Raw genomic sequence first — 20,230 nt, 5'->3', positions numbered from 1 at the left:
TGCCCAAGCCTCGCCCCCTCCGGGTCCAGCGCCCACGCCCCCGGTGGAGGCCGCCCCGGCGCCCGCGACGGACGACGCCGCCCTCCTGCGGGGCCTTCTGGAGGCGGTGCGGCCCGCGCCAGAGGAGATTCGGGCCATCGCCATCGAAGACCTGGCGCTGCTGGGAGATGCCCGCGCCCTGGACGCGCTGGCCACGCTCCTGTGGGACCCCAACCCCCGCATCCAGCAGGCGGCGTTGAGGGCCGTCACGCTGTTCCAGCACGCCCGCGCGGAGGAGATTCTCGCCAATGTGGTGCGCCACCCCCGGCTGCCGGACGCGCTGAAAATCCAGGCGCTCAACGGGCTCGTCTTCCAGCGAACGCCCACCGCGCGCCGGGCCGTCCAGGACGCCGCGGTCGACTCGCGGCTCACCGCAGGGGTGCAGAACGCCGCGCGCGCCGTCGTGTCCCAGTGGGACGCGACGCGACGCTGACGCCCGCCCGCCGGGCAACCCTGCAAGCACCACCCGCCAGCGCCGGCGCCCAGGTCAAGGGCCGATTCCTGGAGATGTGACGCCCCTGCGCTACACTGCGGCGTCATGAAAATCACTCCGCTCGACATCCGGCAGAAGCGGTTCGAAACGGCCCTGCGCGGCTTCTCTCGCCGTGAGGTGGAGGCCTACCTCGAACTCATCGCCGGTGAATTCGAGGAGGTGGTGAAGGAGAACATCGCGCTCAAGGAGGAAGTGAAGCGCACCCAGTTCAAGGTGGAGCAGCACCAGGAACGGGAGCGCACCCTCCAGGAGACCATGGTCACCGCCCAGCGCATCAGCGAGGACCTGAAGGACGCCGCGAAGAAGGAAGCGGAAATCATCATCGCGGACGCCGAGCATCAGGCGGAGAAGATTGTCCACGGCGCCCACCAGCGGCTGGTGCAGGTGGTGGAGGACATCAACGAGCTGAAGCGCCAGCGCACCCAGTTCGAGTCGCAGGTCCGCTCCGTGTTGGATGCCCACCAGAAGCTGCTGGAAACCTTCAAGAGCCCCACGTTCGCGGACCGCGACTATGCGCGCGTCGAGGACAACGTGGCGTATCTGTCCCAGAAGAAAGCCAACGGCGACTCCTGACGCACCGCGCCGCGCGGTGAGGTTGCTGCAACCTGGGGCGAGGCTGTTATGTCAGTGGGAACGTGAGGCCGCCGCACATGCGCCACCTGCTTGTCCTGCTCCTGCTGCTCGCCGCCCCCGGGGCCTGGGCCCAGGAACCGGGCGGCCCTCATGGCACCCACGCCCATGACGTCGTGACGGACGCCGCCCTGGTGCCCCTGACCCGTCCGCCCCAGGTCAGCGGGGACGTGACGACGAAGCGCTTCCGCATCCTCCACACCGCCGCCGCCACCGCGGCCGCGCACGAGCTGTCCCGGCAGATTGAAGATGTCCGAGACAGGTTCGGCACCATCCTGGGCAAGGACTGGCCGGGCGTCACCGAGATTCGCCTGGGCGTGGGCCGCAAGGAGTTCGAGGCCCTGGCGCTGCCCGGCGGAAAGCCCCCGGGGTGGGCCGTGGCGCTGGCCTACCCCGCCCATCAAATCATCCTGCTGGACGCGCTCAGCCTCCATGAACCGGAGGGCCAGCAGACGCTCCGGCACGAGCTGGCGCACGTGGCCCTGGGGCAGCTGGCCCCGTCGTGGCCCCGCTGGTTCCAGGAAGGCGTCGCGCAGTACGTCACCGGGGAGCGCTACTCCCTGACGCACTACTCCGCCCTCTTCCGAGCCGTCACCCAGGAGCGCGTGTTCCACTTCGAGCACCTCGACCGGGCCTGGCCGGACGTGCCGTCGGACGTGGAAATCGCCTACGCGCAGAGCGCCGCCTTCGTCGCGCACCTGTCGGCGAAGTTCGGCCCCCAGGCCATGGCCGCGCTCGTGGACGGCGTGGCGCGCGGCGAGCCCTTCGAGACGGCCTTCGGCAAGGCCTTCCGCACCTCGCTGCTGGTGGAGGAGACCGACTGGCGTGAAGGCCTGGCCGCGCGCTACGGCTGGCTCCCACTCACCACCAGCTCCGCGCTCGTCTGGCTGAGCGCGTCCTTCCTCTGCGTGGCCGCCTATGCCCGCCGCCGTCAGCAGCGCGCCGCGAAGCTGGCGGAGATGGCCGCCCAGGATGCCGCGGAGGACGCCGCGCTGCGGCTGCTGGCCGCCCAGGCCGCGCAGGCCCAGGCGCAGGGCACCGCCGTGAGTGCCGGGGACTCCACCTGGCCGGACTGGCCCGCGGGCTCGCAGGGCACGGAAGCACACCTGGAGGCTCAGGATGGCGAGGCGCCCGCGGACAGCGCCATCGGCGACCTCCCGGGTGAACTGGACGACGAAGACGGCCTGAATGGCCGGCCGCCGAAGCCCACCCTCCACTGAACGCCGCCCTTCCCGTCCTGCCATGACTACAGGGCGGGGCCTGTAGTTTCTACGGGCGCGCTGCTCCTCTGCCTGCCCATCCCTTCAAGGCAAATGGCTGATTTCACTGGGAAGACTCATCCCAGGGGTGTTGGCCGATGGATTGCTTTGGCTTCCGTACGCGATGCGGAAGGCACTGGACATGAGCGAGCGTGGACGTAAGGCAGCCGTGCTGGCGCGGTTCTTCCGTCAGCAGCCGGATCGAATCTCCGCGCTGTGGCGACGGATGGTGCTGGCGGCGCCCGATTCGGACGCGTCGCGGGGCGCACCCACCCAGTTGGACAACCTGGTGGAGCCCTTCATCCGCGAGCTGGGCCGGACGCTCGCGGGCGAGGAGTCCAGCCCTTGGAGCCGCACGCGCGCGGTGCTGCGCTTGTCGGCGCACCGGGGTGCCCGCTCGCTCTATGACGAATTCGCGGCGCTGCGGCGCTGCCTGGTGGATGCCTCCGAGGTGCTCGGTGGCGGGGATTGGGAGCGCGAGCGCATCAACCGCGCCGTGGACGAAGCCGTGGACTCCGCGGTGGCGCTCCTCCAACGGATGAAGGACCCGCGTGCGGATGGCCCGCGGGTGCCCTTCGGTGGGCTGGTCGTCGAGTACTTCGAGCGTCCTTCCCGGACGCGGCGCGTGTCCCCGGACACGGGAGATGGACGTACGGCAATGCACTGAGGGCGTGTTGGGGTTGGCCGGCCCGTTCGACTTGACGTGCCCGGAAACGGGCGCGTCCGAGACCGGCGGGAGGGAGTGTGCCTGGGTGGGGGCCCATGGCGCGCTTTGTGGGAAGGCGTGCTCCCGCTGGGGAGTGGTGAGCGCGCACCGCGAGCCGCTGGCAAGACGCGTGGATGGGGGTCCACGCGACTCGCCGGTCGGACGGGTCGGCGCATTTGTCGCAGTGTGCAGCAGCGGCTGTGGGGGCCGCGGGTGGAGCATGCGGGAGGGGCGCCTACGGGGGTGGGCGCTCCTCCCGTATTTTTTCGCGCCGCCCCGCCCTGCCCGCGCGTCAGTGCGCGTCCGCCCAACTGCGCCCCGCGCCCACCTCTACCTTGAGCGGCACCTTCAGGTCGGCCACCGAGGACATGGCCTTCACCGCCAGCGCCTTCACCTGCTCCACTTCCGCGTCGGGCGCCTCGAAGAGGAGTTCGTCGTGGACCTGCAGCAGCATCCGCGTGCGCAGCTTCTGGGCCGTCAACGCCTCGTCCACCGCCAGCATGGCCTTCTTGATGAGGTCCGCGGCGGTGCCTTGAATCGGCATGTTGATGGCGGCGCGCTCGGCGGCCTGGGCCACGCCGCGGTTCTTAGAGTTCAGGTCCGCCATGTAGCGGCGGCGGCCGTAGAGCGTCTCCACGTAGCCCGTCTTGCGCGCCCTATCGACAGTCTCCTCCAGGTAGCGCCGGATGCCGGCGTAGCGCGTGAAGTACCGCTCGATGATGTCGCGGGCCACGTCCTGGGCAATGCCCAGCCGCGCCCCCAGGCCGTGCGGTGACAGGCCGTAGGCGATGCCGAAGTTCACCATCTTCGCGACGCGGCGCTGCTCGCGGTCCACCTGCTCCTTGGCCACGCCGAACACCTCGGCCGCGGTGCGGGTGTGGATGTCCTCGTCATGGAGGAAGGCCTCGATGAGCACGGGGTCGTCCGCGATGTGCGCCAGCAGCCGCAGCTCCACCTGGCTGTAGTCCGCGCTCACCAGCTGGTGCCCTTCCGCGGCCACGAAGGCGCGGCGAATCTCCCGGCCCAGGTCGGTGCGGACGGGGATGTTCTGGAGGTTCGGGTCGGTGGAGGACAGGCGCCCGGTGGCGGTGGCCGCCTGGTGGTAGGTGGTGTGAATGCGCCCGTCGGCGGCCACCAGTGTGGGCAGCGTGTCCAGGTAGGTGCTCTTCAGCTTGGACAGGCTGCGGTACTCGATGATGGCGCCCGGCAGCGGGTGCTCCTCGGACAGTTTCTCCAGCACCTCCTGGTCCGCGGACGGGCCCGTCTTGCCCCGCTTGATGATGGGCAGCTTCAGCTCCGTGAAGAGCACCTCCACCAGCTGCGGATTGGAGCCGATGTTGAACTCGCGGCCCGCGTGCCGGTAGACCTCCTTCACCTGCGCCTCGACGGCGGCGTCCACCTTCACGGAGGTGCGCGACAGCTCGGCGGTGTCCAGCAGCACGCCCCTGCGCTCCATCTGCGCCAGCAGCGGCAACAGCGGCAGCTCCATGTCGCGAGCCAGCGTCGCCAGCTTCGCCGCCTCCAGCTCCTTCCACAGCTCGGGCGCCAGCCGGCGCGCGGCCTCGGCGCGGATGGCGAAGCCGGTGGCCACCTCCTCCACCGTGTGGTCCGCCAGCGCGCGGTCCTTCTTGCCGCGCTTGCCCTCCGCGGCGGGCGGCAGCGGCGGCAGCTCCGTGTTCAGCCGCTCGCGCGACAGGTCCACCAGCGCGTGCTCGCGGCGGGACGGGTTGAGCAGGTAGCTGAGCAGCTCCACGTCGTCGTGCGCGCCGTGCAGGGTGATGCCGTCGTTGGCCAGCACCAGGCTGAGCGCCTTGAGGTCATGCCCGCCCTTCTTCACCGCCGCGTCCTCCAGCACCTCGCGGAAGGCCGCGGTGAAGGCCTCCGGCCGCACCTGGGTGACGCCGAGCTGCGCGTGCCGCAGCGGCACATACGCCGTCTGCCCGTCCGGCAGCGCCACGCCCAGGCCCACCAGCTTCGCGCCGAAAGGTGAGCCCTCGTAGGCGGGAATCAGGGTGACGGCGCCCGCCTCGCGCACGGCGCCAGCCAACTGGGCGAGCTCCGCGTCCGCGCCCACCAGCCGCGGCGTCACCGCCAGCGGCGCGGGCTTCTCCTTCACCTCCTCGGGCGCCCCGGCGACACCGTCCTGCTGGGGCAGCTCCTTGAGGAGGGCGAAGAACTCCAGCTCGGTGAACAGCTCGCGCGAGCGCTGCGCGTCCACCGGCCGGCGGGCCAGGTCCGCCATGCGCACGTCCAGCGGCAGGTCCGTCTTGAAGGTGACGAGCACCTTGGCGCGCAGGAGGCTCTCGCGGTGCGAGGCGATGTTCTCCCGGATCTTCGGCTTCTTCACCTCATCCAGGCGCGAGAGCAGCGTCTCCACGTCGCCAAACTGCTGGATGAGCTCGGTGGCCGTCTTCGGGCCAATGCCCGGCACCTTGGGGACGTTGTCCACCGCGTCGCCGATGAGGGCCAGGTAGTCCCGCATCTGCCCCGGCTCGATGCCCAGCCGCGCCTTCACGTCCGCGGGCAGCGTGTGCACGTCCTTCATCGGGTCGTACAGGCGCACGTCGTCGTCGACAATCTGCACGAAGTCCTTGTCGCCGGTGACGACCTGGACACAGAAGCCCTCCTGCTTCGCCTTCACGGCCAGCGTGCCGATGACGTCGTCGGCTTCCCAGCCAGCCACCTCCAGCACGGGCACGTTGATGGCTTCCACCACGCGGCGGATGAGGGCGAACTGGGGAACCAGGTCCTCCGGGGGGCCCTCGCGGTTCGCCTTGTACGTCGGATCAATCTTCTGGCGCTCGGTGCGGCTCTCCTTGTCGAAGGCGAGCGCCACGTGTGTGGGCTTCAGCTCACGCAGGGCCTTGAGCACCATGCGCGTGAAGCCCAGCACGGCGTTGGTCTGCACCCCCTTGCTCGTCGTGAGCGGAGGGATGGCGTGGTAGGCGCGGAAGATGAAGCCGGACGCGTCGATGAGGACCAGGGTGGGCGCTGAGCGCGAAGGGCTGGTGTCGTCCATGCCCCCGTGCCTAGCGCGCCCGCCCGGCCCTGTCCACGACGCGTGCTACTTGCAGCCCAGCTCCGCCTGCTTCGCGACGACCATCTCCTCCACACCGTCGCCCTTGACGGCGTAGTCCAGCGCCACCGCCATGTCGCCGCAGCCAGACGCCGCACGGAAGGCCTCCAAGGCCCTCGAGGAGCAGAAGGCCGCCGCCTTGTTCAGGTTCGGATTGCCCGCGTAGAAGCTGAACCCCAGCTTCCACACGCGGCAGGCGCGGCGGCGGTCCTCGCGGTCGGCCCAGTGCTTGCCGCGCTGGTACGACTTCTCCGCGATGTCCTGGAGGATGTTGCGCCGGTAGAAGGACGGCTTGGACTCCGCCAGCTCCAGCATCACCGCCTTGTCCGTGGCCAGCGCCTCGCGGAAGGGCTCCGCGGCCTTCTCCGGATCCTCTGCGGCCAAGTAGCTCTGGCCCACCTTGAAGAGCTGATCCACGGTGGACATGATCTTCATCAGCTCGTCCGCCTCGGCGTGGTACTGCGCGGCCTCGTAGTTGGCGCGCAGCTTCTGCATGGTGGCCAGCGCCTCGCTGCCACGGCCACCCCAGTAGTCCAGGAGCGCGGCCTGCATCAGCTTGTTGGGGAAGCGCTTCTTCGCCGCCTCCATGACGAAGGTGCGCGGGTCCACGACCCGCTCGTCACCGGCCAGCACCTCCGCCACCGGGCACTCCCACGGCGCCGCGTTGGCGTCCATCTTCTGCCGCGCGATGAGGAACTTCACGAACATCGGATCCTTCGGCCGCCACTCGTCGCGGCGCAGGCGGCCCTCCAGCTTCAGCGTGAAGCCCAGGGGCGGCTGCAGGTCCTCGCGCGGCTTCGACTGGCACCACACCGCCATGTACACCTCGCAGCGTGACACGGCGGCGCTCCACTGCGAGTCACGCAGGTACAGCTTGCAGTCCTCCTGTGCGCGCTTCGTCACCGCCTCGGCGGCCTCGCGCGCCTTGGCACGGGCGCGGCGGAAGTACTCGCTCTCCTTCTGGATCTTCCGGAACGACTCCAGGGCCTCTTCCGGCTTGAGGCGCTGCAGGAGCCGCTCGCCCTGCGAGTAGTACTCGAAGGACTCCTTCTCCAGCTTGATGCGCCGGATGAGCGTGTTCGCCTCCGGGTGGATGGGGTCCAGGTCCAACGCCTGGGTGCAGACCTCGTGGGCCTTCTCCCAGTTGGGGGCGCCCAGCTCGCTGGAGGCGTAGGAGCGGCACTCGCTCAGCAGCTCCTGGATCTTCTGCGTCGGATCCATCTGCGCGGCCCCACCCGGGCCCTGAACGTCCACCGGCTTGGGGTTCAGGATGGAGGACACCATCCCCACCATCAGCAGCACGCCCACCAGCCCGGCCGCCACCATGATGAGCTTCTTGCGCTTGGCGGCGGGATCCTCGTCCGAGCCCCCACGCGCCGCGCCCGCCGCGCCCCGGCGCACGGGCACCGCGGACGGCTCGGGCTCGAAGGTCATCTCCACCACGCCGAACTGGAGCTGATCCCCCGGCTCGAGCGGGACCGGCGTCTGGTCCAACGGCTCGCCGTTGAGCAGCGTCCCGTTGGCGCTGCCTAGGTCCCGCACCGTCACGCCCGCGCTGGTCGCTTCCAACTCCGCGTGGCGGCGGCTCACGGAGTCGTCATCCAGCATGATGCCGGCGGGCGGCTGCCGCCCCACGAGCACCTTGCCCTTGAGCGGATACGTCTGGCCGGCCCAGGGACCGACCATGCCGCGAAGCACCGGGCCACCCGCCGGCGCCGGACGTGCGCCGCCACCGGGGGCGGGACGTGCCGGACGCGCGGGCCGCTTCGCCAGCGCCGCGCCGGGCTCGCCCTTCGCCGCGCCGGAGCCCTTCTTGATGCTCGGCATGGCCCGGGTGGCGCGTACACCGCCGCCCTCGTCGCCCACCGGCATGGGCTCATCGCCCCCCGCCGGGGGCCTGGCCGCCGCGCGCCGGGCCCCAGAACCCCGCACCGCGGCCGCCTTGAGACGCAGCACGTAGTCCCCGAGGAGGACCTCCGACTGCGGCGTCAGGGCCGTGGGCTCCATGATGCGCTGGCCGTCGACGAACGTGCCGTTGGCGCTGCCCACGTCCTCGATGAAGACGGTGCCGCCTTCGTCGAAGACGCGCGCGTGCGTCCGCGACACGCCCCCTTCGGTGATGAGGATGTCACTGCCTTGCTGGCGGCCAATCTTCAGCTCGCCCGTGATGGCGAATTCGTTCTCAGTGCCGTCAGGGTGACGGACGACCAGGGTGGCCATGGGCGCGTCAGTCCTCGCGGAAGATGCTCATGTTGACGGGGATGCCCTTACGCTGCAGCTCGTCGTAGAACTTCGGCACGAAGCCGGAGGCGACGTAGCGGCCACGGACCTTGTGGTCCTCCGTGAAGCCATCCTGCTTGAAATAGAAGATGTCCTGGAGGGTCACGATGTCGACCTCCATGCCGGACACCTCGGTGATGTAGCAGATCTTCCGCGTGCCGTCGGAGAAGCGCGTCTGCTGCACGATCATGTGCACCGCGCTGGCGATCTGCTCACGGATGGCCTTCACCGGCAGGTCCATGCCGGACATGAGCACCATCGTCTCCAAGCGGGCAATGGCGTCTCGCGGCGTATTCGCATGGAGCGTGGTGAGCGAACCGTCGTGGCCGGTGTTCATGGCCTGGAGCATGTCCAGCGTCTCACCGGAGCGGCACTCACCCACGACGATGCGGTCGGGCCGCATGCGCAGGCAGTTCTTCACCAGCTCGCGGATGGTGATGGCGCCCTTGCCTTCCAGGTTGGGCGGCCGGCTCTCCAGCTGCACCCAGTGGTCCTGCGGCAGCTGCAGCTCGGCGGCGTCCTCCACGGTGATGATGCGCTCACCCTCCGGGATGAAGGAGCTGATGATGTTCAGCGTCGTCGTCTTCCCGGAGCCGGTGCCGCCGGAGATGACGATGTTGCGCCGGGCCTTGACGCACATCTCCAGGAACTCGGCCATCTGCGCCGTGACGGTCTTGTACTTGATGAGGTCCGCGATCTTCAGCGAGTCCTTCTTGAACTTGCGGATGGTGATGCAGGGACCCTTCAGCGCCAGCGGAGGGATGATGGCGTTGACGCGGCTGCCGTCCTTGAGGCGCGCGTCCACCAGCGGGCTGGACTCGTCGATGCGGCGGCCGATGGGCGCCACGATGCGCTCGATGACGCCGAGCACCGCCTGGTTGGAGGAGAACGTCTTCTCCGACAGGGTCAGCTTGCCCTTGCGCTCGATGTAGATCTGGTTGGCGTGGTTCACCATGATCTCGCTGATGTCATCCGACGCGAGGAACGCCTCGAGGGGCCCGAGCCCCAGCGCCTCGTTGATGACGTCAGTGAGCAGCTCCTCGCGGTCCACGTCCTCCGGAAGCTCTCCGTCCGCTTCCATCTGGTCGATGATGTCGCGGATGGCCTTCTCGGTGCGGCGCCACAGCTCGTCGTCGCCGAGCCGGTCCATGTCCATGCGGCGCAGATCGAGGTACTCGATGAGCCGGTCATGGATTTCCTTCTGGAGCCGGGTGTAGCGCTCCTGACGCGGATCCACCTTGCGCTTGTTCTTCGCCAGGGCGGACGCCAGCGACGCCGGCATGCCTTTGGGAGCGGGCGCGGGAGGCGGCGCTTCTTCTTCCTCCTCCTCGTAGGGCTCTTCGTCTTCGTAAGCCCCTTCCTCGTCCTCGTAGGGCTCCTCGCCCTGCTCGTCGTAGTACTCCTCTTCGGCCTGACCCGCGCGGGTCATCACCGGGCCCTCGTCCTCGAGCGCCTCGACGTTGAGGATGTAGTCGCCGATGTAGACCTGGTCGGTCGGCTTGAGAACCTGGGGCGCGGCAATCTTCTTGCCGTTCACGAACGTGCCATTCGTGGACTTCATGTCCACGATGATGAACTTCCCGTCCTTGGCAACGATTCGCGAGTGGTACTTGGAGACGTTGCCCTTCGCGAGGATGATGTCATTGCCCGGCAGACGGCCGATGGTGACTTCATTCTTGTGATACTCGCGCTGCTCGGTCCCGCCGCCCTTTTCCGCGAGGGTGATGAGAAACATGGGGACGGATGCTAGCAAGCCCCCCTTCGTCCTCAAAGCGTGAGAACCGGGTTGAATGCTTGCCCGCAAGGCGACGGGCCGGCAACCGCCCCCGGAAGGGAAGAAGCCGGCCCGTGCCGTGGGCCCGGAAGGCCCGTCTGAAACAGCGCCCGGGGCGCCCGCCTCAGTCGAAGATGTTGAAGTTCACCTCGGACCGGGCCTGCTTGTAGCGGCTCTTCACGTCCTCGATGATGGTGCGGACCTTGTCGGAGTCCGGGTTGACGATGCGCGGGGTGACGAAGATGACCAGCTCGCGCTTGGTGGAGTCGAAACCGCGGCTCTTGAAGAGCTCACCGATGATCGGGATGTGACCGAGGCCGGGGAGCTTCGACACGGACTTCTGCTCGTCGTGGCTGAACACGCCGGACAGGACGATGGTCTCACCATGGCGCACGGTGACGTTCGTCTTCACCTTGCGGGTCCGGAAGCCGGGGATGGAGGACGAACCACCGAAGGACACCGCCACGGAGGTGTCGATTTCGGAGGCCTCCGCCTCGATCTCCGTCTGGATGTTGCCGTTGCGGTCCGCGGTGGGGCGCAGGTTCAGGATGACGCCGTACTTCTTGAACTCCACCGTGAACTGGTTGTTCGTGATGAGCGGGATGGGAACCTCGCCACCGGCGAGGAACTCCGCCTTCTCACCGCTGGCGCACACCAGCTTGGGCTGCGCGAGCAGACGGCCGTAACCGTCGTTGCCCTGGAAGCCGAAGGAGAAGTCCGAGTTCGCGTTGAGCGTGAGCGTGGACACGCCCGAGCCGAAGGTGCCCGGGAAGAGCTCCTGGGAGATGCTGGCGATGGCCGTCGCCGTACCCGTGATGTCCGTCGGGTAGCGGATGCCGTAGCGGTCGCGGCTGTTGCGGCGGATTTCGACGAACTGGACCTCGGAGAGGATCATCCGCTTGATGCCGACGACGAGGAGGTTCTCCACCTTCTCACCGATGGCCTTGGTGATGAGCTCCGCCTTCTGGAGGTCCTGCTGGCTCTCCACGGAGCCCTCCAGGAAGATGGTGGCGCCCACCACGTTGGCCTGGACGTTCTTCAGGCCCGCCTTCTGGAAGGCCGCGTTGAGGTTCTGGGCCACCAGCTTCTTGGCGTTGGGGGCAATCTTCACGAACGACTTCACGTTCGGGTAGAGGCCCACCACCTGCTCGATGCGGTCGGCGTCCTGCGTGGTGTAGGCCTGACCGTCCAGGTAGATGCGATCACCCACCATGCGGACGGAGACGCCTTCAATCTCACCCAGCAGGCGCTTGATTTCGGAGATGACCTCGTTGGGGTCCTGCTTGCGAACCGCCACCAGGTAGCTGACGCGCTGGCCCGAGGACTTCCAGACGAGCAGCGTCGTCTTGCCTTCAGCCTGACCGGTGATGAGCAGCTGGCCGGAGCCGAGCGTCTTCACCTCGGCGACGCTCGGATCACCGAGCGCCACGCGGCTGAGACCAGGGATGGTGATCACCTTCTGGGAACCCACGCCGAGGCTGACGGTGGTGCCATCCTGCGCCAGGGCGCTGCCGCCCGCCACCAGTGCGATGAGGGCGCCTAGCGCCGCGGCATGCGTGATGCGTGTGAACATCGTCCGTGTCCCCTCTTCTCTTCCAGAAGTCCGAGCTAACCCAACGTTCCGTGCTGCCACCACAGCGCCCAGACGGTGCCGAGCGCGATGGCCACTCCATAGGGAATGTGGCGCTGGGGCGCCGGCTGCGCGTCCGCGCTGGCCAAACGCACCCACACCGCCCACCGGCGCACCACTGCCGCCAGCGTGTCCCAAACCGCGCCCTGCCAGAGCAGTGTCACCACCGCTTGAAGCGCGCCCACCAGTGAGATGAAGGCCGCGGCCGCGAGCACCGCCGGGAAGCCCAGCACGGCTCCGACCCCGCCCATCAACTTCACGTCGCCCCACCCCATCCGCCCGCGAAGCGCCGCTGGCAGCAGCATCAACGCGAGCCCTACCCCCGATACCACACCACTGATGAGCCCATGCTCCAGGTCCCCCACCCCTTCGGTGGCCAGGCGCACGCCCAGGCCCACCGCCATCAGCGGGTAGGTGACCGCGTCGAGGATCTCGCGGCGAAGCACATCCGTCACCACGGAGATCACGAGGGCCACTCCAAGAACCGTCCACAACGCGATTTGAACAGGCGTCATCATCGCCTGTCCTCTTCGCGGCAGGCGTCCGTTATCAAACCAGGGACGCCTGGAGCCCGTCAATTGGCGAACAACCAGAAGCCCCGCGGGACGGGGCCTGGGTCACCTCATTATCGGACCAGGAGACGGATTTTCTCGCTGCAGATGAAATACTCGTCCCCGTCCTCGACCTTGCGGCGCTTGATGCGCTGCTTGTTGAACCAGGTGCCGTTGGACGAGCCCAGGTCTTCGATGATCCAGTCATCGCCCTCGTGGACGATGACCGCGTGCTCACGGGAGACCTTGCCGGAGTTGATGACGAAGTCGCAGTGCTTGCCGCGGCCGATGACGAAGCGGTCCTTGACGATCTGCTCCTGATCACCGGACTCGGTCACCAGGTACAGCGCGCCGACCTCCTCCTCCTCGGCGAGGTCGTCGGCGGGCTCTTCCTCGGCCTCATCGGGGGGCGGCTCCTCGTTCATGAGGCCCGGATCCTCGGCCTCGGGCAGCGGCTCCTCGTCCTCCTCCACCATGTCGTCGGCGGGAGGGGGCGGCTCGCTGTTCTTGCCCTTGATGAGGCGCTCCAGCTCCGCGGCGGTCTCCAGGACGCGCTCGGCCACCTCGCGGCGCACCGGGTCATTGTCCAGGCCATTGGCGGAGGCCCGATCTTCCGGCGTGGCGCGCACGGGAGGACGGGCGGGCGCGGGCGTGGTCTCTGGCCGAGGCGCGGGCGCCAACACCGGCGGCGCGGACGGACGCGGCGGCGCGGCGGCAGCGGCCTGCACGGGCTTCACCGGCGCGGCGGCCACGGGTGCCACGGCGGCCTCGGAGCGGGACTTCACCTCGAGGAAGCCGTTCAGGCGCGCGAACATGAAGAGCGCCTGGTTGATCAGGGCATCGCGATCCGAGCCCATCTGCTGGGCCATGTCTTCGAACGCCTCCCACAGGTGGTCGGCGATGCCTACCTTGCGGGCAGGACGGGAGTTCTGATCGATCATCGGTCTTGACTCGCGTGAACCAGGAAGCCCCGGACGATAGCAGAGGCCTCCACTCCCGCCCAGTTACTCGAAGGGAACCAGTGCCAATGACTGCGCCCGGTTGTCGGTGAGCCCCTTAAAGCCGACCTGGAGAATGCCATCCGCCGACGGGTAGGCGATGTAGGCGAACATCGCGCTGCGGTCCTGGGCGGCCACCACGGGCCCAGGCAGCGTGTAGAAGGCCAGCTCCGTCCCCGCCCTGACGTCCGGCGTGAAGATGTAGTTGCGGATGCCGGAAATCACCGTCACCGCGTAGCGGTCTCCCCGACGCACCTCGCGGCCCACGGCCGCCACGCGGATGCGCAGCGGCGGCGGCGGCTGCGGGAACTTGGACAGGTTCGGCACCGGCGGCGTCTGAGGGTTGGAGTCGTCGTCGAAGTAGAAGGTGTCGGGGTGGAAGAAGTACTCCGTGGGGATGCTGTAGCTCGAGCCCCCCGTCACATCGCGGGACAGGAAGGTGCCCGCCTCGTCGAAGAGGACGAAGGGCTGGTCTCCACCCGCACGGACGGTGAAGCGCGTCAGGCTGGCGCAGTCCGCCGGAATCTCCTGCGAGTCCGCGATGGCGAACCGCACCCGGGTGGTCCCCGCCACAGGCTCCACCGACGCGATGGGCAGGTCAACGGCGCACACGACATCCGTGCCCTCCAGGACGATGATGTCCCCGGCCCGCGCCGAAGCGGCCGCGGTGGCCTCGGCCTCGAAGAGCCGCGGGGTGGAGGGCTCCCGAGGCAGGCCGCTCAGCCCTGGCAACGCGCCCTGGTAGATGATCCGGTAGAAGCCGTTCGGAACGGAGCCCTCGTAGAGCACCGTCGACTGGAGCGTCTGGTCCTGGGTCACCGTCACCAGGTCCGTCGTCTCGATGACGAGCGGCAACTCGTTGCTATCCAGCAGCGCCACCGTGGAGCGTGCGCTCGCCCCCGACAGGTCGAACTGGCGGAGGTCGCTCGCGGAGAACAACGAGATGTAGCCGTTGGAGGACGGCATGATGCCCAGGAGCGGCACCGTGAGAGGGGGCGTCGAGCCATCGTCGAGCACGATGCGAAGCGGCGCGTCCGGAATCAGGGCCAGTCCCGTCGGCAAGCCGCCCGCGGGGAAGATGGGCAGCATCGGCGCACCGCTGAGGTCCCGCGCCGTCTGGCCGGGGGGGGATGACTCGGTGTCCACCGCGAGCACTCCGGAGCACTCGCGCGCGGCGGAGCAAGAGGCCTCGTCACGGACGCCGAAGATGTAGCGCCCCGCGTTGATGGCCTCGACGTTGGGGATGGAGATCCGGGGGTGACTCACCAGGAGCCGCACCGGCACGTTGCCGAAGCCCTCGGACAAATCCACGGTGGGCGCGGAAGGCTGAAGGCAGTCCGCGACCGGCCCTGAATCGGTGACGAGCAGCGTGCGGCCCGACCGGCCCGACGCCTGCCGTGTGGCCACCGCGAACTGGCCCTGGCCCGCCAGCATCGTCATGGACAGGATGGACTCACCGGGCTGGAGGCAGAACACCGTCACCGGTTCGGGAATCGGCGCGGGCTCCGCGGCCTGCAGTGCGTCTGGCCCCGGAATCTCCTGCCGCATCACCCGGGCGCCACCGGTGTCCGCGCCGAAGATGCCGTCGGGGTCCTGGATGGCGTAGTACAGCGTGCTGGGTCCGCCGCTGCCCTCGGCGGGCGAGCGCGCCGCGAAGGCCGTGACGATGCTCGGCGCCTGGAGCCGGGCGACCTGCCGGAGCTGGTCGCGCGCGGACGCCACCACCGAAACCTCCGACGAGCCCGAGCTGCGCGCGTAGATGTACGGCCCCGGGACGTCGTTGCCTTCCGCGTTGTACGCCACGTCGCGCGTGAGCGCGTCCGGCCGGTCCAGCACGGGGATGGACAGCGCCTCCAGCGGGTTGGGCGCGGGGACGAAAGTGCGGGGGTTCGATTCCAGGTCGAGCACGCGCAGTTCGTCCCGGTCCGACGACGTGACGAAGACGAGGTTGTTGGCCAGCGTCACGTCGAAGGTGCCGGACAGGCCAGCGAAGCCCGTCGTCACGTTGGTGGAGGAGCAACTGCCGGACAGGCCGGCGCTCGCGAGGAGCAGAGCAAGGGTACCGCGCTTCACGGTGAGGTCTCCTGGCACAGGCTGGTGCCCTGGCGCGGGTCTCTTCCCTGCCGGGCGCCGAGCCGCGCCACCAACCGGGCGTTCTGCGGCCGGTCGAGGTCGGGAATGTCGATGATGGCCACGCGGCCGTCGCCAAAGGTGCTGGTGAAGATGCGAGCGCTGTTGCCGCGGACGTCCGCGGCCAGGCCAAAGGGCTGGCTGGGCTGGTTCGGGTCGTTGTCGCCCACCTGCACCTGGGCGACGAGCTGCCCCACTTCTTCGTCGAAGATGGCCACGGCTTCGTCGCCGCTGCCCGTCACCGCCACCAGATTGCCGCGACCCGGGCCGCGAGGAATGACCTCCAACTCGCTGGCGCCCGCGGGCACCGGCAGCGCCGACACGATGCGCACGCTGGGGGCCGTCCCCGCGTCAGGCGCCGTGCCCGCCGCGTTCAGGACGTCCAGGATGAGCAACGTGTCCGGACCGCGCGCCAGCAGGTAGACGCGCTCGTCCACGATGGTGAGCTCGGGCGACGCCGGGTCGGGCACGCGCGTGGCCGAGGGAACCACCGCCACGCCGCGCGCCTCACGCACCGAGTACGACAGCTCCAGGTCGGTCTCCAGCACGCGGCCCGCGACGGTCCGGTCCACCAGCCGCAGGATGAAGCGCGCCGGCAGCGCCCCCAACTGCGCGGAGGAAGAGTTGCGCCCCGAGACATACACATACCGGCTGCCAATGGCCGTCGCGTGCGCGACGCCGGAGAGCCGGTCATTGGTCCCCAGCGCCACGAATTCGCTGGTGTTCAGCGCGTCGCGCGTGGGGTTCGCCGCGGGGAGGTGGAGCACGTAGCCCCCCAGGTCCGCTTCGGTAAAGGTCGTCGGCGGCCCGGCCAGCTCCGTGTGCGTCACCCAGACGCGAGCGTCCTCACCGTTGCCGGCGACGCTGACACCCAGCGGCCCCGGAGCCGAAGGCAATCCGTTGGAGGCGCCTGGGACATCCAGCAGCGACAGCGCATTGACGCGGCAGTCGCGCTCGCCGCCCTGCACGCAGCTCAGGCTGAGGCCGTCATCGCCCACGTCGATGGCGTGAAGCAGGCTGCCCTCGGCCCGCGCCGGGACGAACAGCCGCGGTGGCCGCCCCGGAGGGCTCCACATGGCCATCTCCCCGGCGAAGCTCTGAATCTGCACGTAGGACTGGGCGCCGATGCCCAGCGACGTGACGTCGTTGGGCAGCGACTCCCCGGGGTCGAAGTCCGTGCCGAAGGGCCGCACCCCCACGGCGTCCAGATCCAGCGCGACGACCGAACCCGAGTCGTAGCACTTGTCGAAGTTGGCGCTCGCCACGTAGAGGTATCCGTTGGTGGACGGACCCGCTTCGGGGCGCCAGAAGGCAAGACCGCTCGGGTACACGAGCCGGGTGGACGGAGGGGGCTTGCTCTCGGTGCCGACGTTGCAGGACACGAGGAGCAGCGCGGAGGTAAGAAGGTAGGCGCGCATCGGAGGGGGGCGGAGTCTAGGAAGGGGTCTCCCCCCGGGCAACCGGAAACGCGGCGGGCCATTCCCATGCGCCTTGCTCCCGACGCAGCCGTGCCCCCCGGGGTGCTTCATTCCCCGGAGGGCAGGCAGGCCACGCATCAGGCCGCGGCGGCCGTTTCAGCCTGAATCTTCGAGAAGTCGGCCACCTGGTTGAACAGGGCGCCAATCTCCACGAGCAGGCGGATGCGGTTTTCCCTCAGGGCCTTGTCCTCGGCCATGACCATCACCTTGTCGAAGAAGGTGTCCACGGCGGGCTTCAGACCCGTGATTTCCCGGAGAGCACCGGAGAAGTCATCCGCGCGCACCAACCCCGACACCGTGCTCCGGGCCTGGGTGAAGGCGGTGTGGAGGTTCCGCTCCGGCTCGTCCACCAGCTTCTGGGGGTTGGTCTCCCCTCCCTGCACGTCGCGGCCCTGCTTCTCCACGATGTTGACCACGCGCTTGAAGGCCACGGCCAGGGGCTGGAAGTCCGCCCGGCCCACGATGAGGCTCAGGGCCTCCAGGCGCTTCTGCGCGGCCACCAGGTCGTCGAAGCCGGCGGACAGCACCGCCTCCACGACGTCCGTGCGGTGCTGCTCACCCCACAGCGCCTTGAGGCGGCCGCGGAAGAACTCCAGCACCTGCTCACGCGGCGCGGGCTCGCCGGCCTTGCGCTTGGCGTTGGCAATCTTCGGAGCCAGCAACCGGAGCGACTCGTCCACCGCGGCCGACAGGCTGAAGCGGTAGCCCCGCCCCAGCACCAGCCGGATGATGGCGATGCACGCGCGCCGCAGGGCGAACGGGTCCGCCGCCCCCGTAGGCGCCTTGCCGATGGCGAAGATGCCGCACAGCGAGTCCAGCCTGTCCGCGATGCCGATGAGCGCGCCCGGGTCCTGCGTGGGCAGCGCGTCCTCGGCGCCACGCGGCAGGTAGTGCTCCGCGATGGCCAGGGCCACGGCGTCCGGCTCACCGCCCGCGCGGGCGTACTCCCGGCCCATGATGCCCTGGAGCTCGGGGAACTCGCCCACCATGCCGGTGACGAGGTCGGCCTTGGCCAGGGTGGCGGCGCGCTCAATGGTGGCCGCCTCCCCTACCCGCCCCGCCTGCTGGCCCAGCCACACCGCCAGCGTGCGGAAGCGCTCCACCTTCTCCAGGTAGCTCCCCAGCTGCCCCTGCCACACCACGCGGCCCAGCTTCTCCACGCGGTCGATGAGCGGCGTCTTCCGGTCCTCGTCGAAGAAGAAGCGGCCGTCCGCCAGTCGCGCGCGCAGCACGCGCTGGTAGCCGCGCAGGCTGAGCTGCTCGTCGCGCACCGGCGTGTTGGACACGGCGATGAACTTCGGCTGCAGCTTGCCCTCGCTGTCCACCAGCGAGAAGTAGCGCTGGTGGCTCTTCATCTCCTGCACCAGCACCTCTGGGGGCAGGTCCAGGTGGCGCTCCTCGAAGGTGCCCACCACCGGGCTGGGCAGCTCGACCAGGTTCGTCACCTGGTCCACCAGCGACTCGTCCTCCAGCAGTTGGGCGCCGGCCTTGCTCGCGGCCGCCCTCACCTTCTCCACCAGCTGCGCGCGGCGCTTCGTGATGTCCGCCACCACGTGCGCCTTCTCCAGCGCCACCTCATACTCCGCCGGGGCCTTCAGCTCGATGGCGGCGGGCGACAGGAAGCGGTGCCCCCGCGTGGTCCGGCCGCTCGTCACGTCACCGAACACCACGGGCAACACATCGCTCCCCAGCAGCGCCACCAGCCACTGCACCGGGCGCGCGAAGGACGTGTCCACGTCACCCCAGCGCATGGACTTGCGGAAGTTGATGCCGTGCACCGCCGCGTGCAGCGTGTCCTTCAGGATGTCCGCCGCCGGGCGGCCCTTCTCCTCCACGCGCGCGGACAGGTACTCGCCCTTGGCGGTGGTGGCGCGGCCCAGTTGGTCCACCGCGAGCTTGAGGCTCTCGGCGAACTTCTCCGCCGCCTTGGTGGGCTTGCCCTGCGCGTCGAAGGCCGCCTTGGCGCTGGGGCCAAGCACCTCCTTGATGATGTCCTCGCCCGCGTCCGCCACGTCCTTCACCCACACCGCGAGCCGCCGCGGCGTGCCGAAGGTCCGCACCTCGCCGTGCTTCAGGCGAGCGTCCGCCATGCGCTCGGTGATGACGCGCTTCAGGTCGTCCAGCGCGGGGCCGATGAAGGACGCCGGAATCTCTTCCGCGCCCACTTCCAGGAGCAGGTCACGCGCCATGGGCCACCTCCGCCTTCTGCTTCTTCTCCACGGGCTTGTTGAGGACGACCGTCTTCCAGTAGTCGCTGGCCGGCTTGCCCTCCAGCACCGGGGGCTGCTCACCCACCGTCCACGGCGACTTGAGCAGCGGGTAGCCCAGCCGCTCACGCATCTGGAGGTAGCCCTCCGCGCACAGCCTGGCGTTGTCGCGCACGCGCTTGATGAAGTTGGCGCGCTCCGTGACGGAGATGGCGCCGCGCGCGTCCAGCAGGTTGAACGCGTGCGAGCACTTCAGCGCGAAGTCGTACGCGGGCAGCGGCAACTGGCGCTCGATGAGGCGCTTGCACTCCTTCTCGTACGCGTCGAAGAGCGCGAAGAGCATCTGCGCGTCCGACTCCTGGAGCGCGTACTTGCTCATCTCCACCTCGTTGGGGTGGAACACCTCGCGGTACTTCACGCCCTTGACCCACTCGATGTCGAAGACGTTCTCCACGTTCTGCAGGAACATGCAGATGCGCTCCAACCCGTAGGTGAGCTCCGCGGAGACGGGCTTGCAGTCGAAGCCGCCGCACTGCTGGAAGTAGGTGAACTGCGTCACCTCCATTCCGTCACACCACACTTCCCAGCCCAGGCCCCAGGCGCCGAGCGTGGGCGACTCCCAGTCGTCCTCGACGAACCGGATGTCGTGCTCCAACGGGTCGATGCCAATCTTCCGCAGCGACTCCAGGTACAGCTCCTGGACGTTCTTCGGCGCCGGCTTGAGGACGACCTGGAGCTGGTGGTGCTGGAACAGGCGGTTGGGATTCTCTCCGAACCGGCCGTCCGCGGGACGCCGCGAGGGCTGCACATACGCCACGTTCCAGGGTTCCGGGCCCAGGGCACGCAGGAAGGTATACGGGGCCATCGTGCCCGCGCCGACCTCGACATCGTAGGGCTGCGTGTTGATGCACCCCTGGTCGGCCCAGTGCTTCTGGAGCGTGAAGATAAGGTCCTGAAAATACATAGCGCGCGGACCCTA

Annotated in this window: 14 protein-coding genes; 4 read left to right on the top strand and 10 right to left on the bottom strand. The window is 69.0% G+C overall.

Features of this window, described 5'->3' with window-relative positions:
- The 4 genes from FMP39_RS27450 to FMP39_RS27435 all read left to right on the top strand — a co-directional run.
- Positions 1–472 (top strand): HEAT repeat domain-containing protein (locus FMP39_RS27450; protein WP_228558379.1); only part of this gene is annotated, 472 nt, incomplete at its 5' end.
- A gap of 105 nt (positions 473–577) precedes the next feature.
- On the top strand, positions 578–1,105 hold the full coding sequence (locus tag FMP39_RS27445) for a DivIVA domain-containing protein (RefSeq protein ID WP_011553162.1): 528 nt from the start codon (positions 578–580) through the stop codon (positions 1,103–1,105).
- Between the two features lie 77 nt (positions 1,106–1,182).
- Positions 1,183–2,382: a peptidase MA family metallohydrolase gene (locus FMP39_RS27440; protein WP_194858590.1), complete on the top strand. Its 1,200-nt coding sequence runs from the start codon at positions 1,183–1,185 to the stop codon at positions 2,380–2,382.
- A gap of 163 nt (positions 2,383–2,545) precedes the next feature.
- Positions 2,546–3,088, top strand: a complete 543-nt coding sequence (locus FMP39_RS27435; RefSeq protein ID WP_090494907.1) for a hypothetical protein — start codon at positions 2,546–2,548, stop codon at positions 3,086–3,088.
- Between the two features lie 331 nt (positions 3,089–3,419).
- Here the strand turns inward: FMP39_RS27435 and polA are convergent, their stop codons facing one another.
- From polA to glyQ, 10 genes are all read right to left on the bottom strand, one after another.
- Complete coding sequence (gene polA, locus FMP39_RS27430; RefSeq protein ID WP_141593099.1) at positions 3,420–6,146, bottom strand: DNA polymerase I; 2,727 nt, start codon at positions 6,144–6,146, stop codon at positions 3,420–3,422.
- Between the two features lie 45 nt (positions 6,147–6,191).
- Positions 6,192–8,423 carry an FHA domain-containing protein gene (locus FMP39_RS27425; RefSeq protein ID WP_141593098.1) on the bottom strand — a complete coding sequence of 744 codons (2,232 nt, stop codon included), beginning with the start codon at positions 8,421–8,423 and terminating at the stop codon, positions 6,192–6,194.
- Positions 8,424–8,430: 7 nt separating this feature from the next.
- On the bottom strand, positions 8,431–10,218 hold the full coding sequence (locus FMP39_RS27420) for an ATPase, T2SS/T4P/T4SS family (protein ID WP_090494912.1): 1,788 nt from the start codon (positions 10,216–10,218) through the stop codon (positions 8,431–8,433).
- A 163-nt stretch (positions 10,219–10,381) separates the two neighbouring features.
- A complete protein-coding gene (locus tag FMP39_RS27415) occupies positions 10,382–11,830 on the bottom strand; it encodes a type II and III secretion system protein family protein (RefSeq protein WP_090494915.1) in 1,449 nt (482 codons plus the stop codon).
- A gap of 35 nt (positions 11,831–11,865) precedes the next feature.
- Positions 11,866–12,405 (bottom strand): prepilin peptidase, encoded by a 540-nt coding sequence (locus FMP39_RS27410; protein WP_020478566.1) that lies wholly within the window; start codon positions 12,403–12,405, stop codon positions 11,866–11,868.
- A gap of 107 nt (positions 12,406–12,512) precedes the next feature.
- Positions 12,513–13,379, bottom strand: coding sequence for an FHA domain-containing protein (locus FMP39_RS27405; RefSeq protein WP_141593097.1), 867 nt, complete (start codon positions 13,377–13,379; stop codon positions 12,513–12,515).
- 63 nt (positions 13,380–13,442) lie between these two features.
- A complete protein-coding gene (locus tag FMP39_RS27400; RefSeq protein WP_228558378.1) occupies positions 13,443–15,509 on the bottom strand; it encodes a hypothetical protein in 2,067 nt (688 codons plus the stop codon).
- Positions 15,506–16,984 (bottom strand): YncE family protein, encoded by a 1,479-nt coding sequence (locus tag FMP39_RS27395; RefSeq protein WP_228558377.1) that lies wholly within the window; start codon positions 16,982–16,984, stop codon positions 15,506–15,508. Before FMP39_RS27395 ends, FMP39_RS27400 begins: the two co-directional genes overlap by 4 nt.
- Before the next feature lie 137 nt (positions 16,985–17,121).
- Entirely contained in the window at positions 17,122–19,233 is a 2,112-nt protein-coding gene (glyS, locus tag FMP39_RS27390; protein ID WP_141593094.1) for a glycine--tRNA ligase subunit beta, read from the bottom strand.
- Positions 19,223–20,215, bottom strand: a complete 993-nt coding sequence (gene glyQ, locus FMP39_RS27385; protein WP_141593093.1) for a glycine--tRNA ligase subunit alpha — start codon at positions 20,213–20,215, stop codon at positions 19,223–19,225. Before glyQ ends, glyS begins: the two co-directional genes overlap by 11 nt.
- Positions 20,216–20,230 lie beyond the last annotated feature (15 nt).

Origin of the sequence: Myxococcus sp. AB056, assembly GCF_006547365.1 — a bacterium.
Lineage (GTDB): Bacteria > Myxococcota > Myxococcia > Myxococcales > Myxococcaceae > Myxococcus > Myxococcus virescens.
This window is presented reverse-complemented; position numbering and strand designations above follow the sequence as displayed.